The following is a 17,062-nucleotide window of genomic DNA, read 5'->3' on the forward strand; positions in this document are numbered from 1 at the left end:
CGCGTTGAAGATGCGTCATCATCAAGCTCACGCAGCATTCGAGATAGGTGATGGATGCCCGCCGCAGAAAGGCGGCGGTTTCCTCGGCCGCTATCTGCTCGATGTCCTTGGCTGGTTGCTTCGACTGCACGACTGCGTCCTCCGTGGCGGTTATCGGACCCAACCAGGATCTCGGTCGGATGTTCCGCCTCGGCGAAACGAACGCGCGAAGCATCGGATTTCCCAAGGCCATCGATTTCAGATTCGCCTGCTCCCGACCCGATCGCGGCTACCGGCTGCACCGTCGCGCTGTCGTCAAGATTGGCAAAGTAAGCGACGGTCCGCAGCAATCCCTGCCGGAGGGGCACCTTGGGCGACCAGCCAAGCAGGGCCCTCGCACGAGATATGTCGGGACGTCGGCGGCGAGGATCGTCCTGCGGCAAAGTCAGGAATTTCACGGTCGACCTGGTACCTGTCAGTTCCCTCGCCATGCCGGCCAATTCGAGGATGGTGAATTCTCCGGGATTGCCGAGATTGATCGGCTGGCGCGGATTGGGCCCGATGTCCATAAGTCGCAACAGGCCTTCGACCAGGTCAGTGACGTAACAGAAGGATCGCGTTTGTCGGCCGTCGCCGAATATCGTCAGCGGCCGATTTTGAAGTGCCTGCATGACCAGATTCGAGACGATACGGCCGTCGGCTGGGTCCATCCTCGGGCCGTAAGTGTTGAAGATGCGGGCGACACGGACGTCGGCCCTGTCGGCTCGGAGGTAATCAAAGCAGAGCGTCTCCGCAGTGCGCTTGCCTTCATCATAGCAGGCGCGCGGACCGGTGCAGTTCACATGGCCGAGATAGTCCTCGCGCTGCGGATGCTGTTCGGGATCACCATAGACTTCGCTCGTCGAGGCCTGCAGGAATCGTGCGCCGTCGCGGACAGCAAGATCGAGCAGATTGAGCGTTCCGATGACGCAAGTGCGCGTGGTGTGAACGGGATCGGCTTGGTAGCGGGGCGGCGACGCCGCGCATGCCAGGTTGAAAACACGGTCGACCGGCTCGCCGAGCTCGATCGGGCTGCAGATATCCTGCTCGATCAGCCGGAAGCGCGATTGATCGATAAGCGATGTGATGTTCTCCATTCGGCCGGTGAGAAAATTGTCGATACAGATGACGCGATAGCCGGCGCCAAACAGGGCCTCGCATAGGTGCGAACCGAGGAAACCGGCACCGCCGGCGACAAGCGCCGTCCGTGTCTGTTGGGCCTTTCTTGAACGCCGCATCTCTATGTTCTCCTGTCTGCCTGTCATGCTGCACTTTCGACATCCAGAGCGAGCGCCGGATTTATCTGTCTTGCCTGCGTCAGCACGGACGTGAACTCATATGCCCGAGCGGCTCCGGTGTGTCTTGCCAGAACCAGCGAATAAGCCTGCCTGGCCATGCTGAGCCTGGCGCGGTCCGACTGCCCGAGAAGGATTCTCGTCACGTCGTCGGCGCTGCCGGCCGTCTGTATCGCCGAGGCCGGGAACAAACTATCGAGGCCGGGCCAGCGATCGCTGATGATCGGCGTCTTGCACGCCGCAGCTTCGAAAAGCCGCACGCTGGGCGACCATCCGGCCGCGATCATCGAAGTACGTGTCACGTTCAATGTGAAGCGCTGGCGGCTGTAAAAGCCGGCATGGTCGGCAGGCGGCAGGTGCTCGATTCGCGCTACATTGTTGGGCCAAGTGATATCGAGCGGATATTGCGAGCCGGCGACGACGAAGCGCCGATCCGGGAGCCGACGCGCGGGCTCAAGCAGAAGCGTTTCCAGGCTCCGCTGCCGGTCCGGGCTGTAGGTGCCGAGATAGCCTAGATCCCACTCGATCGTATTTCCGTCTCGGTGGTGCCGCTCGGGGTCGACGGAGCAATAGAGCGGCTCCGCCCGGCGCGCACCGAATTCAGATTTCAGGCGTTCGAGAGTCGGTCCGCCCGTAAACGAGAAATAGACATCGAAATAGGGAATCTGCCGGCGGGCCAGATAGTCGCAATCATCTTGGGCAACCCTTGCCAGCGTCACCGGCGTATCGATGTCATAGAAGCAGAATTGCCCGGTGCAGAGCGACGCGATGGTGTCGATGATAGCCCTGCCTTCGGGTACGAAGGAGCCGACGACGACGACGTCGGCCTGATGAATCTTTTGTTGATGATTACGGCGGAGCTCGTCGACCGACTGGTAATAGAGCAACTCGCAGAAATCGGGATCGCGCAGATCCCGGTGCAGCGCGTACCAGGGCGCGTCGCGTTCGAGAAATGTGATGCGATAGCCGAGCTTGTTGAGCGCCCGCAATAGGCCCCGAAAGGTTGTCGCATGGCCGTTGCCCCAGGAAGATGACAGCGAAAGACCTAGGAACACGATGTCGAGCGCTTTCGTCATTCCGCTGCCTCCACGGTCAGGCGCTCGAAATGCGCCTTGAAGATTGCATCAACCAGTTCGGCTCTCAGCGTATAGGTATGCTCGGCGAGAACGCGCCGCCGCGCCGCCGCGCCGATCGCTTTCGCTCGCCGCGGCTCAAGCGTGCGCATGATATCGGCGACGTCGGCGCCGTCTCGCGCGACCAGGATTTCCTCGCCGGGCGTCAGAAACATCTCGATGCCGGCCCAGGGGTCGGTGACAATGCATGCACCGGCGCCAGCAGCCTCAAATACCCGCGTTGCGGGCGAAAAGCCGTTGCTGGCCATGCTGTCTCGGCTGATGTTCAGCACTGCCTTTGGCGTGACATTGAAAGCATTGTGATCGCGTGTTCCGACATGGCCGAGCCAGGAGACGTTCTCAGGCAGCAGCTTGTCAGCCCAACCCGACCCGCCGAGCAGGAAGCGCTGGTCGGCTAGCAAACGAGCGGGCTCAAGGAAGTAGGAGTCCACCCGCGCCTCGCGATCCGGCAGGCGATTGCCAAGAAAGGCGAGGTCGCAGGCAAAGCGGGGTTCCAGCGCGACAGGGTGATGCGTTTCGGGGTCGAGCGCGTTGTAGATCGGCATGCATTCGGCCGCCCCAAGCGTGCGATAATCCCGCACCACGGGATCGCCGCCGCCATAGGTCAGAACGAGGCCGATCCTTTTCAGCGCTTCGTGGGTGGGATGGTCGGGATTGTTCCGCAAGTCGCTGAGGGTCGCGGGAGCGTCGACATCCCAGAACACCGTCAGCGCGCCAGCGCGGGCGTGGTCGAGCACGGCGCGCAACAAGGCGTCGTCTTCGAAGCCGACACCACTTGCCTTGACGACGATGTCAGCCTGCGCGGCGTGGGAAGCGGCCTGCATCAGGGCGTCCGGCGTCGCCTCATAGACGACGACATTGCACCAATCGGGAGCCTCGATGTCGCGGTGCTTCTGCCGGTCGAAGGCATCCGGTTCATAGAAGACGATGTGGTAACCGCGTCGGGAAAGTGCCTTCAGCAGGCCCCGATAGTAGGTAGCCGCACCGTTCCAGTAGGACGACAGTAGGCTGGATCCGTAAAAGGCGATTTTCATGCAGCGGCCTCCCTTGCTGGCGTCCCGTCGATCGCACGCAGATTGCCGCATGCGGTAAGTATGTTGAACAACTCATCCGCGCGGTGCCGGCATGTGTGCCGCGCGAGAATGGATTCCAGCCCGGCCGCCGCAAGCGCCTTTGCAAGCGCCGCGTCATGCAGTGCATCGCTCAGGTGCTGCCGCATCTCGGCTCCATCGCGGGCGAACAGAAAATCCTTGCCCGGACGGAACAACCCTTCCACGTCAGACCAGGGAGCCGAGACAAGAGGAATGCCGCAGGCCAATGCCTCGAACATGCGGATCGTAGGAATGCCGGGCAGGTGCTCCCGATAAGGCCGGCGCGGAATGTGGACTGTGACGCGATGCTCCGCGAACGTTTTTGGGACGTCGGCATTGGCTATCCAGCCCTCGTGACGCAGCCCCGCCTCGGCGAGTGCGGCCCGTGCTTCCGCTGGATAGCGTACGCCGTGAACGGTTCCCGATAGGCCGAGCTCGCGTGCCGGCTCGACCAGGAACTGCTGGATCTCGGCGCTGCGTTCGTCATCGCCCCAGTTGCCGATCCAGACCAGATCCGACAAGGCCTCGATATCGGGGTGCGGCCGGAACAAACGATCGTCGGCTGCCTCGTGCCAGGTAAAAGCCCGTTTGCCCCAGCCGGCGCGCAGATAGCTCTCCCGCAACGCCTCGCCGAAGACTAGAACACCATCAAAAGGCTCCAGGCGGAGGGCCGAGATCGACTCTGCCGCCGATACGGCGCGATGGTGCGTGTCGTGAAACAGAAGCGTGAAATTGCCACCATTGACCTTGGCCCGCCCGATGCGGGCGACGAGGTCCGGATCGGTCCATTCGTGAACGATCACGACATCAGCGTCGGCAATCCATGCCTCATGATCGAAAGAAGCATCATATGTCACCGGCACCAGCTCGGGGAAATCCTTCCGGAAACGTTCGATGGCGAAAGGGCCTTGCTCGGTCAGCAGATGCGAACGGCTCCAACCGTCCGCGGGTTCGAGCGCGAGCGCGCGATGACCGCGCGCGACGAGCTCGCGCATGATGCCGCGCTGGAAATGCGCGTTACCGTGATTCCAGTCGGAAACGATTGAATGAGTGTAGAATACGAAACGCATCGTCAGTGCTCCGCGACGGCTACTGCCGCCCGATCGTAGATTTCGCTCATTCGCGCCGCTTGCACCCGCAGTGAGAAATTGCGTGCACGCCGAGCTGCCCGCCGGCCGTGGTGGTGCCGCAAATCCGCGTCGCGCGCGAGGTGGGCGATGCATGTCGCGAGTGCACAAGGATCGTGCACGTCGAAGAACATGGCCGCGCCGTCCCAAATCTCGCGATAGGTCGCAATATCGGCGAGCACCAATGGCGCACCCGAGAGCGCGGCCTCCAGAGCAGCAAGCCCGAAAGGCTCGTAAATCGATGTCGAAACGAAAATGCCGGCTCTAGCCATCAGCCGACGCGTCTCGGCATGGCTGATCGAGCCAGGCGAGAAGCAATGATCGAGACACACCCTCTGTCCATCCGCCCCATCAAGTGGCCCCACCGCATGGACCGGCCATTCGGTGATCGCAGCCGCGGCATCCAGAACTGTCGCGTTCTTGCCCTCGTCCCACCAGCGGGCGGCGGCGAGGACGAACGGCTCGCGACGCGAGGCCGGCGGGCCGGCGAGAGCGCCGTTATAGACGACGCTCAGGCGCGCGATTGGTCCATAGCAAGTCTCAAGCATGCTGGCGTGGCTTCGGCTCGGCGCGACGACCACCTCGGCGCGATTGAAGCCTGCCCTGTTGCGACCTTTCTGCCATGCCCAGTCGCCCGCCACGATTTGTTTGTGCACCGCATGCAGCCATGTCACGACGCAGGAATGCGAGACCGCCACGATGGGGCATGGCAGATCGAGCCTGGCGGCCTGCGCCGGCGCGTTGAGATGAATGAGATCGACGGCGTGCGCCCCTGCAAGGGCCTGCAACTCGTCAGGGAACCAGTCGAGATCGCTCTCGTCGCGCGTCATCCAGTCCGGCGGGGTTTCAAGCCATCCGAGCGTGGCCACGGATCGTGCCTCGCGGACCTGCTCCGCCGAGGGTGGGGGCCCCAGCCCGGCGAGCACGACGGTGTCCCCCCCTGCAGCAAGCTCGCGCGCCAGATCGAGTGAATAGCGCCAGACCCCGCCGACGGCGTCGGTTGTCATCAGGATGCGCCTCGGGCGATGGATCAATGATTGCAGCATGAGGATTCCAACTCGGCCAGCGCGCGCGGTCGCTGGTCCTGGATGTCGCTGAACGTCCGGAACGAGGCTAGATAATGCTCATGCGCACGCTCCCAGGCGAAATCGTCGGGCTCGCCCCACAGCTCGCGGTAGCTGGGCGAGCTTGGATACGGGTAGAGCGGCACCGGCTCGTTGGCCCAGACGCCGTTGTCGATGAGGTGCTTGCGCCAATAGTCCACCAACGCCGGATCGTCCTCGACCACGCCGATCAGATTGGCCTGGACGAAAGGAACATGGCGACGGGCATCGACCAGCAGCGCCGCAAGTTCCTCGGTACCCAGCCGGCAGCGCTTGGCCAGCATTTCGCGGCCTTCGACAGTCAGGCTCTCGAGGCCAGCTTCGATGGAGACGCAGCCGGCCTCGCCCAGCAATTCCAGCAGCTGCGGTTTCCATAGATCGATACGGGTCTGCACACCAAATTGAACGTTACGGTCGACCAACGCCTCCAGCAGGGCTCTCTGCGGCAGGAAGATCTCGTCGATGAAATAGATATAGCCGACGCCCTGCGCGATCAGGCCGTCGATCTCGGCAATGACGGCGTTGTAATTCCTACGCCTGTACGCATCTCGAAAATCGATCTTAGCGCAGAAGCTGCAATTGTAGGGGCAACCCCGCGAGGCCTCCACCTCTGCACCGGCGCCCTTCCGGGCCGTGTCGAACCGATGATGGTGGTGCGAATGGGCGGCGATCCAGTCGGACGGCCAATGAAGTGCCAGGTGGTCGATGAAGCGGCTGACGCTCACGTCACCATTGCAAGCCAACACGCCGCTCTCGATCCGGGCCGTGTGAGGGACGGCGCTCCAGTCACTCCTCCTGGCGAGCTCCGCCACCACCTCCTCGCATTCGCCGCGCACGACGACGTCGACGCCAAGCTTGCGCAGGGCTGGGGCCGGTGTCGCCGAGCCATGCGGCCCGACGGCGACGGTGCCGCCGCCGCGACCATCCAGATGCTTCAGGAATTCTGCCGGCACCCGTAACTCCGGCGGCGCGCAGCGCCAGAAGAGGTAGGTCGGCGCTGTCGTCACCACCGTCATGTCCGGCCCGAACACCGCCACACGCTCGGCGAGCGCCGCGTTGTCGAGCTTTTGCAACTGCCCATCCAGCATCATGACGCTGTGGCCGTCGGCCTCCAGCAGGGCTTTGCAGTAGCCAAGCTCCAGCGGCAGATGCGGCTTGCGGCACCCGAAATAGATGCTGTGGTCGTATGTCCAATCCGGGTTGACCAGTGCGACTTTCATGCGACGTACCTCGCGACTTCACGACGCGGTTGGAGACGGTGCCGCAATAGCCAGGAGGCAAGATCGCTGACGCCTTCGCGCCACGGGACCTGCGCGTGCCAGCCAAGCGCGGCCTCAATCTTGCGGGTATCGGCGACGAAGAAGGGCTGATCGCCGGCGCGTTCGAGTTCGTGCCGGAGCATGATGTCGTGGCCGGTCATCGAGGCGATCTCCGATAGAAGCGAGCGCAGGCTGACGGCATTCCGCGGTCCGCCGCCAAGGTTGAACGCATGTCCCTTGAGGTCTTCGATCCTGGCCAACACGGCGCGATAGGCGGCAACCGCATCGGACACGTGCAGGATGTCGCGTACTTGCTTGCCGTCGCCGTAGATCGTTATGGGCCGGCCACTGAGTACGCTCAGCAGGAAATGCGCGACCCAGCCCTGGTCCTCGGTGCCGAACTGGCGCGGCCCGTAGATGCAGCTCATCCGCAGCACCGCGGTCGACAGGCCATAGGACTTGGCGTAGTCGAGGACATATTGATCGGCGGCGCCCTTTGAGCAGCCATAAGGCGTGCAGAAATCAAGGCCGATCGTCTCGTCTACGCCGTAGGCACGGACGGCTTCGTTGGTGGGCTCGTAACGATCGTCCGCCTCCCGCAGCTTTATCTGAGGCAGGCTGCCGTAAACTTTATTGGTGCTGGCGAACACCACCGGTGCGTTGACCTGGCGCGCTCCTTCGAGCACGTTGAAGGTGCCTTGGAGGTTGATATCGAGATCTTCCGCAGGATCAACCAGGCTCGTGGTCACAGCAGTCTGGGCGGCCAGGTGGAAGATCGCCCTGGCCGGCGCCAAGGCCGAAGCCAGCCTGTGCCGGTCGCGTATGTCGACCGTTTCCACGCTGAGATGGCTGCCGTGCTTTTGCGCTAGCCATTCGAGGTTCTGCTCGACGCCGGAGCGGCTGAAATTGTCGATGACCAGCACCGGCTCGCCGTCCGACAACAGGCTGTCGGCAAGATTGGAGCCGATGAAGCCGCTGCCGCCCACAATCGCCACCGGCGCCTTGCGAACGTTGCGATGTCGCTCACTCATGACACCAGCCCCCGCTCTTCAAGCTCGCGCTTCATGTCGGCGCCGCGGTCGATTACCACTGTGTTGCGAACCCAAGCCGCGAACTCACCGAGGGAGTTCTCAAGCTGATGCCTCGGCTTGAATCCAAGCAATTCGCGCGCCTTGGCGATATCTGCAAAGCAGTTGCGGATGTCGCCGGAGCGGGCCTTGCCCAGGATTTCGGGTGGCCGCTTCGGACAACCCATCGCTTCTGCAAGCAGGCGGGCGACCTCGCTGATCGTGTAGGACCGTCCGCTGCCGATATTGATGGCATGGCCAGCGACCTGGGGTTGCTCCAACGCGAGCCGGAATGCACGCGCGACGTCACGCACATGGACGAAGTCGCGCTTTTGCTTGCCATCCTCGAACACCATCGGCCGCTTGCCGTTGGCAAGGCGCGAGGCGAAGTTGGCGAGCACGCCGGTGTACGGATTGGCGAGTGCCTGTCCGGCGCCAAAGACGTTGAACAGGCGCAATGCTACCGCATCCACGTCATATGCTCGCCCGAAGATCAGCACAGCGCGTTCCTGTGCATACTTGGTCAGCGCGTAGATCGAGGCGAGGTCAGGCCGCTTCTCTTCATCAGTTGGTATCGGCGACAATATTTCGCGTTTAGCCGACAGCGGGTCCCATCGACCTGACCTAACGTCGGCCGGCTTTCGGCGGGCATCATCGACGCGCTGGCCCTCTGGTGTCTCGTATAGGCCTTCGCCGTAGATACTCATCGACGAAGCGACGACAATCCGTTCGACTGGTTTCTTGATCAATGCCTCGAGCAGAGTGGCGGTGCCGAGATCATTGGTGCCGACATAGCGGGCGATCTCGTACATGGATTGGCCGACGCCGACCTCGGCAGCGAGATGGATGACGGTGTCGACATTCGATACCGCCTCTGCGACCGCGTCTCGATCACGCACATCTCCTCTTATCAGCTCGGCGCCAGCTGGAAGGCTGACGGTTTCATTGCCATGCACTTGGTCTAGGAGAGCGTCCAGCACGCGGACTTCATAGCCATGTTCGATGAGTTCCTGGGCGACATGCCGGCCAATAAAACCGCAGCCTCCCGTAACCAGGACACGTTTCACGAGAACTCCTTGCGGATTTAGCGTTGGGTTCCCGAACTGCCGGACAAAAGGTTTGTTCCCGGCTTCAACAAAGTTCCTGAAGTCCTCGCTTGCTATGCGCACCCGACAACGAGCGGCCGGGCCGCCGCACAACCGGGAACATTGGCCTGTGCCCGGTGTTAGGGCCGCATCCGGTCGCGCAGCGAGAAAGGGTAAGCCAATGTCCGAGGCGAAGACGACCACCAATCACGACGAAATCCGCAAATGGGTGGAGGCGAGGGGCGGCCATCCTGCGGTGGTTCGAACAAAAGGCCCCGGCGGCATCCTGCGCGTCGACTTCGGCGATCCGGAGGAGGCTCTCGAACCGGTTGAGTGGGATGAGTTCTTCAGGATTTTCGAGGAGAACGCTCTTGCTTTCCTCCACCAGGATGAGTCCGGGAGCGGAGGAAAGAGCCGCTTCAACAAATTTGTCGAGCGCGGCCGGTAGGTTCTTTGGTCCCAGCCGTTGCAGCGTTAGGTTCAGGAGCTTTTCCGTGGGCTCTGCAGCGTTAGGTTCAGGAGTTTTTCCGTGGGCTCTTTTTCGGATCTGGATAAAAAGCTCGCCGAAAACATCTATGATCATGGGAGTCGCTTGACCGATCCCAGCACTGATCTGCCGCCGCGGGTCAAGGAAACGGTCGATCTCCTCATGCCGTTCATTCAGCCGGAGGCGCGCGAAGCGGTGAGGCTGCAAATCCTGGGCATCATTCATTCACGAACACATATTTGACGAAAACCGAGATTGAATCGGGAGATCCAGCGGCCGAGGCATGAGAGTTTCCTTTTCGTAACTCTCGACCACATCAGTCAGGCGGCTGCCGACCTGATCCGGCATCATGCCAAGCTGTTGCCCGAAGCTCGCCCATCTCTGCTTCGCAAGGAACGTCGGCGCCGCTTCCCCGTTCAATACGCGGGCAATGGCTTCAATGCAGAACGGACGCTCCGAGCTCAAACAATCATCGCCGTCGCCTGTAGAACGGTCGAGCCCATTTTGCAAAACCGCGAAAGCTGGCAAGCAGCACGACTGCGCGTAGTGACTTTCTTCACAGGCGGTCTCTTCGTCTTGGCTGTCCTTGCCGCATCTTTTGCAGCGAGCGCCATAGTGCTTCCGCTCGTGCGTGCCGTCTTCCTTAAGTTGCTTCTACAGCCAGCTGTGACCCTGCTGGAGCGATTTTCGTACCCCGGGGATTTAGGCGCGATTTTGCCGATAGCCGTGATGGTCGGGATCTTGGTCGGCCTGGTGGCAGCATTGTCCGGGCCAGCGGCGACATGGGCTCAAAAGCTACCGCGAGGCGTGCCACGGCTGGAAGCGCATTTGATGGCGCTGAGCGGCCCGATGCACAAGTTGCAGGGCGCCATCGAAGTCGCCGACGAAATCGCAACGCGCCCCCGCAAGGGCGTACCACCGTCGACGTACGAAGCGATCTCGGTATTGCCGGAGCATTGTTTGCGGGCACAAAGGCTGTTCTGGACGGTCTAATCACGACCGTCTTTGTTCTTTATTTTCTCCTGCAGTCGGGCGATACTTTCCTGAGGCGTCTCGTCGAGATACTTCCGACTTTCGCTGATAAGCGGCGGACTATTGAAATTTTCCAAGAGATCGAAAGCGACATATCCGTCTATTTGCTGACGATAACCATTATGAATGCCGCAGTGGGCGTCGCCACGGCGGAGTGATGTATGCGTGCGGGCTTCAGGATGTATTGCTCTGGAGTACGATGGCGCTCTTGCTCAACTTCGTTCCCTTCTTGGGCCCCTTGTTGGGGGTCGGAATATTCTTATTGGTAGGATTGCTCGATTTCGACGGCCTGTGGTAGGCACTACTTCCGCCAGCCCTCTACTTTTTGATTCAATCGTCGAGGGCGAGACACTCACTCCTTCCTTCTGGCGCGCCGCTTCACCTTGAATCCCGCGTTGTCATACTGTCGCTGATATTCTGGTTCTGGAAGTGGCGAGCGCCTGGAGCCCTTTTGGCATTTCCGCTGCTGGCCATTTTGAAAATCGTTTCCGATCGGCTACGGCCGCTCGAGGCTTTAGGACCTCTCCTGGAAGAATGATGACGGTTGGTGTGCAGGCCAGCTGAAGCCGACGCCATGCGCCGGCTGTCCGACATCGGAACCGAAGCGGCGCGTTCACGTTCCGGCTGCATCCCTGTCGTCAAGGAGATCGCAATGGCGCCGCGTCCCGCCTGGAGCGGCTATCTCAAACTCTCGCTGGTAACCTGCGCCGTCCAATTGACCACGGTCGTGACGCAGGCCGAGAAGGTTTCGTTCCACATCCTCAACCGCAGGACGGGCAACCGCGTCCGCCGTCTTTATGTCGACGCCAAGAGCGGCAAGCCGCTGGACGACGACGACGAGGTCAGGGGCTACGAAGTCGGCAAGGACGAATTTATTTTCATCGAAGAGGAAGATATCGAGGCGGTGCAGATCGAATCGTCGCACACGCTCGATCTCGATGGCTTCGCCGACAAATCCTCGATCGAGAAGATCTATCTCTACACACCTTACTACCTGACGCCGGCCGACAAGGTGTCGCGAGAGGCTTTTGTCGTGATCCGCGATGCGCTGACCGAAAAGCAGAGCTGGCCTTGCCCGCATCGTGCTCTATCAAAGGGAGCGCCCGGTAGTTGTCGAGCCGCACAGATGACGTCTTTGCCGAAATCGAAGGTGGCATGCCGGATGGCGAGATGGTCAATCTCGCCGAACACATCATCGACAAGCAGAAAGGCAAGTTCGATCCAACTGAGTTCCGGGACAGATACCAAGAAGCACTGCTGGAACTGGTTCGCGCCAAGAAGGCCGGCAGGAAGGCGCCGAAAACCAAATTGCAACCCAAACATCAAACGTGGTCAATCTTTTCGATGCGTTGAAGAAGAGCCTCAACGCGGAAGCCGAAGAGGAACCCAAGTCACCGAAGTCCAGAGTGGCGCCGAAACGAAAAAAGACCAAGGCTCCCGCGTCCCGCAGCAAGTCGGCATAGGCGCTGTCTCCGTGGTGAGTTGATATCACCGCTGGCGCTGATCCGACCCGCAACTGTATCCAGTCGAGCTTATGATTCGTTATTGAAATGCCATGCATGCCATTGCACTTGCTGAATCGCTTGATCTTCCGCCAGCTTCTCGCGATAGCGCATTCCAAATGCGCAAAATCCATCTTCTTCCGGAACATTGGGAGCGACTGTCAGTTACTGTGCAGACGCCGCTGATCGGCGCTTGCCGAGGATCGGCGGGCAGTACCCCTCGGACGCCGCCTGCAGCCCCCCGCAGGACAACCGGTCAGACAAGCATAGACGGGAGACCAGTCATGAAACACCAGACACTAGACCAATTGTACGCAGTCGCGGATATCAAACCGCTCACGCCGCTCACGACAAGGACGCAAAAGATAGAGAGGTGGGCAGAACTGCTCGAGCGGAACCCACTACGCTGCCTAACCGCTCTCACCGGCACCGAGCACCTTTATCCTGCGGTCAGGGAAGAAGCACGGGCGGCTGGATCCCCAATCACAGTTGCATTCGAGGATCCACTGCTGCGGGCCTCGGGCATGCAATCGGATACTTTCGGAGAAGCGAAGCGCTTCTTCCAACTTTCGGATTGGGAATTGCATGAAATCGTCTGCAGCTGTCACGCTGGCGCGACGATGCAGGCCGGCTGGGCCGCCGGACGGGTCCGCAGGAATATCACCGGCAATCGTATTTTTGCCTGGCTGAGAAGTCGTTTCGTGCAGTGACTGCATCTCACCTATTCGCTATCGCGCCTGTTGCGCTAGCCCCCGGAACGGGCGTCGAATCTCATGGAACACGCAAGAGTGGTAGGCAGGTCAGGACCGGAGCGCTGTTCGTTGCTGAACGATCCGACGGTGCTGATCCTGATGTATTTCTTCCTGCCCGTTGGCTGATCGCATGGAGCGCCTAGTCCGCTTGCCACAACGACGATGGCATAGAACGGCGCCGCTTCGGGCCAGCCCTACCCTCGCCAGTGCGCATCTCGATATTGCGCTAGCCGAGCTTCCCGAAGCGCCGTCTCGCGGGTCTCCGCAAATCCGGCGTGCCGCTCGACGATGCGGCTCATCACGACGGCGGCGTGGCCGGAGCCTGTGCCGACCTGATTGCCAGGGCCGATCTCAGCCATTTCCAGCATAAAGCGACGATACACGGTTGCGATATCGTTTGGCCTTCGGCAACGGGCAGCCGTCCGTCCTCATAGGCAAATTCCTAGAATCCGCGTCGCTTCCAGGATCTTCCGATCATGAATGCCGCAGCGGCCGAGATGGACATCGAGCATTCGGCGCGGTTCGCCGGACAAAGTCGAGCGTGTGAGCTTTTTCAACTGGTCAGCTCGTTGAAACCGCAGGCGCGCGCAGCAACGTCATCCCTCGGCCTTCATCATTGTCTTGGCCGGCTCCCTAGCGACGTTCTCCTCGATTTGTTCACGCCCCGCGGTCTGCGAAAGCGCCTTGCGGAAGTTCTTGGCGTAGTCGGGTGGCATCTTCGGCGGCATCATCGGCTCATAGGCGTCGACGAGCGCCTGGACGACGACCGGGCCGTCGGAGGCGAAGGCTTCGTTCAGAACGCGCTCGACCTCGTCGAGGTACTCGATGCTGAAGCCTTTGCCGCCCATTGTTTCGGCGGCTTTGGCAAAATCGATAGGCTGCAATTCGCAGCCGAATTGCGGATTGCCGAGGAACATCATCTGCTCCCAGGCGATCTGGTTTAGCATGTTGTTCTTGATGACCAAGAGCTTCAGCGGAATGCCGTGGCGCACGGCTGTCGAGAATTCGCCGAGCTGCATGGCGAACCCACCATCACCGACAATAGCCGCTATTGGTCGGCCGGGAAACGCAATGCCGGCCGCGATTGCGTAGCTCAGGCCGCAGGCCATCGAGGCCAGCGCGCCGGAGACGCCGAACGCCTGGCCTTCGCGAAGGTCGACATGACGTGCGGCAAGCTCCGTGTTCTGGCCGGAATCCGTGGCCAATATGGTGTTGTCGGCCAGCCGTTCGCCGAATGCGCGGGCGATCAGTTGCGGCTTGAGCGGATAGCCTTCGCCGTGCTCCGACTGGCGCATCATCTCTCGCCATTGGCGCATGGACGTCTGCGCCGCGGCGAGGAATGCACGGTCGGATTTGCGGTTGAGCCGCCGGTTGAGCGCCCGAAGTGTTTCCGCCGCTTCGCCGACGAGGCCGGCCTCGACGGGGAAGCGCAATCCGATGCGCTGTGCGTCGCAATCTATCTGCACACCGCGCGCCTAGCCCGGTTTTGGGTAGTATTCGATGTAAGGGAAAGTTGAGCCAACAATGAGAACGGCATCACAAGTCTCCATTGCCTCCTGCGATGGCAAGGTTCCTAGGATGCCGATACCGCCGGTGGTATAGGGATGATCATCCGGGAGCACGGCCTTGCCGAGCAGCGCCTTTATGACGGGAGCCTGCAGCAGCTCCGCTGTTTTCTCAAGCTCTGCCGCTGCGCCGCCAGCGCCGCGCCCCGCCAGGATCGCCACACGCTTGGCGTCGTTCAGTATGGCTGCGGCCTTATCCAATTGCTCGTCTTCGGCAACGCAATGGGGGACGAACATGACTTGTGGCGTGTGTGCCGGACGGTTGCGCTTTGAACGCTTGGCCGCATCCGAAGGCTGCTCTTGGATGTCGCTGGCGATAGAAAGATGAGCGACGCCCTTGCGGGCGAGCGCGGTGCGGCAGGCAAGGCTTGCCACGTTCTCCATATGCGCCGCGTCCAAGACCTGCACGTTGTATACAGCTACGTCATTGAAGACCCGCGTAAGGTCGACGTCCTGCTGGGTGAACGTCTCGATGAGATCGTGGAACTGCATCCCGGTGATCGCGAGCACGGGAGCCTGATCGAGCTTGGCATCATAAAGGCCGGTCAGAAGGTGGGCGCCGCCGGGTCCGGATGTGGCAAGGCACACGCCAAGCTTTCCGGTCCATTTGGCGTAGGCGCAGGCCATGAATGCGGCAGATTCTTCATGACGCACCTGGACGAAGGAGATTCTGTCCTGGTTTCTCCGCAGAGCTTCCATGATGCCGTTGATACCGTCGCCAGGCAGACCGAATACGACCTCGACTTTCCAGGCAATCAAAGTGTCGACGAGAATTTCCGCTGCATTTGGCATGGCAAGGCTCCGCTGAATGGCCTCCGAACCGATAGGACGACCGTTGGTTCCTTTAAGCACCGCAGCCGACGGCGGCAGAGTTGAGGAACATCACGTGGGATCGGGTCTTTTGCGGGTGGCCTATCTGAGCGCTGGCCTGACAATCCGCCCCGGTGCGCCTGCGAGCCGTCCTTGGAGCAGGCGAGGGCATTCTGGTATCAGTGTTCATGACGACGAAGCGCGGCGAGGAATTTGTCCGCCAGAACGGCCGCGCATTCGCGCGGTTCCAGTGGCACATCTGGAGCTCGCCAGGATCGTTGAACGAGATATTTCGACGAGGTGGCGCCGACATTTGAAAATCCTCACTGGCCGAGGTAGCGCTGCATTCCTACCGCATCCGATGGAGGGAGGCGGAGCCTGATCCGCGTTATGCAGATTTGGCCTGCTTGGCGTCGCGGCACCTTCACGTTCAAGCGCACCTATTCGACCGAACCTCCTTTGGAACAATTCTTTTTGGCTAAGGTTCTACCGGCGAAGGGACTCGCTCTTATCCAAGGAGATGACCCATGAGACACGTTTTGATCACCAGCATGCTGGCGCTTGGCGTCAGTTGCGGAGCGGCGCTCGCTCAGTCGGAGCAGCCTGCCGATAACCAGTCCGGCGCAAACACCAACTGCACCACTGGTGCCGCCAATTGCCAAAAAAAGGATTCGAAAGGCGAGCAGACGCAAGGCAAAGCCGGCGCCAGCACCGAACAGCAGACACAGGGAAATATGAAGGCTCAAACCAACAAGCAGGCTCAAGGGAAATCCGGGACAACCACGGAGCAGCAGGCTCAAGGTAAGTCGGAGACCAACTGTCCGGCTGGAAGGAAGAACTGCAAGCAGGGTTCGAATACTGGCGAGCAGGCTCAGGGCAAAACCGGTGCGACAACCAACCAGGCCCCGGGCAAGGCCCAGACGCAGGCCAATGAGCAGGCCCAGGGCAAGACCGGCACGACAAGCAACCAGGCCCAGGGCAACACCAATGTGCAGAACAATGAACAGGCCCAGGGCAAGACCGGCGCGACAACCAACCAGGCCCAAGGCACCCAGACCAACGAGCAGGATCAAGGCAAGACTGCCTCGATCAACAACGTCACGGTCGAACAGAAGACACAAATAACCAGTGTGATCAAGGAAAGCAACGTCGAGCCGGTTTCCAATATTGACTTCGATATCTCGGTCGGTGTGGAGATCCCGCGCCAGAAGGTCAAACTGCATCGTCTGCCGTCACGGATCGTCAAGATTGTTCCGGCTTACGAAGGCTACGAATATTTCGTACTCGCCGACGGCCGGATCGTGATTGTCGATCCGAATACATACAAGATCGTCCTTGTTCTCAGCTAGCTGGCTGTGGAGGTGCCTGCCATACGAGGGGATGGTGGGCCTAACTCTTTCGCGCTGATGCGAACTTCAAGGCTACGCAGACCGCGGGGCGTCGGTTCGACATCGTTCACGCGCGGCAAGATATGGCTGCGAGCGGCGACGGTCGAGATGCGCCAAATAGTCTCAGACGGAGTGAGCTTCGATGATTGTACCGCGCGCCATTTGGAAAGGCTTCATGAAGGTCGGATCTGTTTCCTGCGGGGTCAAGATCGTCGGTGCCACTAGTACCTGTGCACAGAGGATTTGACGGTTTCGATGGGTTGTAGCTTGGGCAGGCTGTCGGGATCGAGGAGCAGTTCAATGCTGCGCGCGACGCCGGGCTGCCTGCGGATCCATCCAGCGCGCTCG

Annotated in this window: 12 protein-coding genes and 3 pseudogenes; 6 read left to right on the forward strand and 9 right to left on the reverse strand. The window is 60.9% G+C overall.

Annotated elements, in window-relative coordinates; genetic code table 11:
• Positions 1–305: 305 nt before the first annotated feature.
• From RFM68_RS31405 to RFM68_RS31440, 8 genes and pseudogenes are all read right to left on the reverse strand, one after another.
• A pseudogene (locus tag RFM68_RS31405) lies at positions 306–1,256 on the reverse strand (UDP-glucuronic acid decarboxylase family protein); the annotation flags it as partial.
• Between the two features lie 23 nt (positions 1,257–1,279).
• Positions 1,280–2,389: a CgeB family protein gene (locus RFM68_RS31410; RefSeq protein WP_320236848.1), complete on the reverse strand. Its 1,110-nt coding sequence runs from the start codon at positions 2,387–2,389 to the stop codon at positions 1,280–1,282.
• Positions 2,386–3,480, reverse strand: coding sequence for a CgeB family protein (locus tag RFM68_RS31415; protein WP_320236849.1), 1,095 nt, complete (start codon positions 3,478–3,480; stop codon positions 2,386–2,388). The genes RFM68_RS31410 and RFM68_RS31415 overlap by 4 nt, the downstream gene beginning before the upstream one ends.
• A complete protein-coding gene (locus tag RFM68_RS31420; protein WP_320236851.1) occupies positions 3,477–4,607 on the reverse strand; it encodes a CgeB family protein in 1,131 nt (376 codons plus the stop codon). Before RFM68_RS31420 ends, RFM68_RS31415 begins: the two co-directional genes overlap by 4 nt.
• A gap of 2 nt (positions 4,608–4,609) precedes the next feature.
• Positions 4,610–5,671: a glycosyltransferase family 4 protein gene (locus tag RFM68_RS31425; RefSeq protein WP_320236852.1), complete on the reverse strand. Its 1,062-nt coding sequence runs from the start codon at positions 5,669–5,671 to the stop codon at positions 4,610–4,612.
• Positions 5,672–5,694: 23 nt separating this feature from the next.
• The gene (locus RFM68_RS31430; RefSeq protein ID WP_320236853.1) at positions 5,695–6,987 is read right to left on the reverse strand and encodes a TIGR04295 family B12-binding domain-containing radical SAM protein; all 1,293 of its coding nucleotides are present in this window, start codon (positions 6,985–6,987) and stop codon (positions 5,695–5,697) included.
• Positions 6,984–8,057, reverse strand: coding sequence for an NAD-dependent epimerase/dehydratase family protein (locus tag RFM68_RS31435; protein WP_320236854.1), 1,074 nt, complete (start codon positions 8,055–8,057; stop codon positions 6,984–6,986). Before RFM68_RS31435 ends, RFM68_RS31430 begins: the two co-directional genes overlap by 4 nt.
• Positions 8,054–9,160: an NAD-dependent epimerase/dehydratase family protein gene (locus RFM68_RS31440; protein WP_320236863.1), complete on the reverse strand. Its 1,107-nt coding sequence runs from the start codon at positions 9,158–9,160 to the stop codon at positions 8,054–8,056. The genes RFM68_RS31435 and RFM68_RS31440 overlap by 4 nt, the downstream gene beginning before the upstream one ends.
• Before the next feature lie 199 nt (positions 9,161–9,359).
• Here RFM68_RS31440 and RFM68_RS31445 point away from each other — a divergent pair, with 199 nt between their 5' ends.
• The 5 genes and pseudogenes from RFM68_RS31445 (at position 9,360) to RFM68_RS31465 (ending at position 12,909) form a co-directional block, all read left to right on the forward strand.
• The gene (locus tag RFM68_RS31445; RefSeq protein ID WP_320236855.1) at positions 9,360–9,626 is read left to right on the forward strand and encodes a hypothetical protein; all 267 of its coding nucleotides are present in this window, start codon (positions 9,360–9,362) and stop codon (positions 9,624–9,626) included.
• A gap of 81 nt (positions 9,627–9,707) precedes the next feature.
• Entirely contained in the window at positions 9,708–9,908 is a 201-nt protein-coding gene (locus RFM68_RS31450) for a hypothetical protein (protein WP_320236856.1), read from the forward strand.
• Positions 9,909–9,920: 12 nt separating this feature from the next.
• The gene (locus tag RFM68_RS31455; RefSeq protein WP_320236857.1) at positions 9,921–10,658 is read left to right on the forward strand and encodes an AI-2E family transporter; all 738 of its coding nucleotides are present in this window, start codon (positions 9,921–9,923) and stop codon (positions 10,656–10,658) included.
• A gap of 691 nt (positions 10,659–11,349) precedes the next feature.
• Positions 11,350–12,160: pseudogene (gene ku / locus RFM68_RS31460) on the forward strand (non-homologous end joining protein Ku).
• A gap of 323 nt (positions 12,161–12,483) precedes the next feature.
• Positions 12,484–12,909: a hypothetical protein gene (locus tag RFM68_RS31465; RefSeq protein ID WP_320236858.1), complete on the forward strand. Its 426-nt coding sequence runs from the start codon at positions 12,484–12,486 to the stop codon at positions 12,907–12,909.
• A 638-nt stretch (positions 12,910–13,547) separates the two neighbouring features.
• Here RFM68_RS31465 and RFM68_RS31470 read toward each other — a convergent pair.
• Positions 13,548–15,308 (reverse strand): annotated as a pseudogene (locus RFM68_RS31470) (thiamine pyrophosphate-dependent enzyme).
• 545 nt (positions 15,309–15,853) lie between these two features.
• Between RFM68_RS31470 and RFM68_RS31475 the strand changes: the two are divergent.
• A complete protein-coding gene (locus RFM68_RS31475) occupies positions 15,854–16,675 on the forward strand; it encodes a DUF1236 domain-containing protein (protein ID WP_320236859.1) in 822 nt (273 codons plus the stop codon).
• Positions 16,676–17,062 lie beyond the last annotated feature (387 nt).

The organism is Mesorhizobium montanum (genome assembly GCF_033977145.1).
GTDB lineage: Bacteria > Pseudomonadota > Alphaproteobacteria > Rhizobiales > Rhizobiaceae > Mesorhizobium > Mesorhizobium montanum.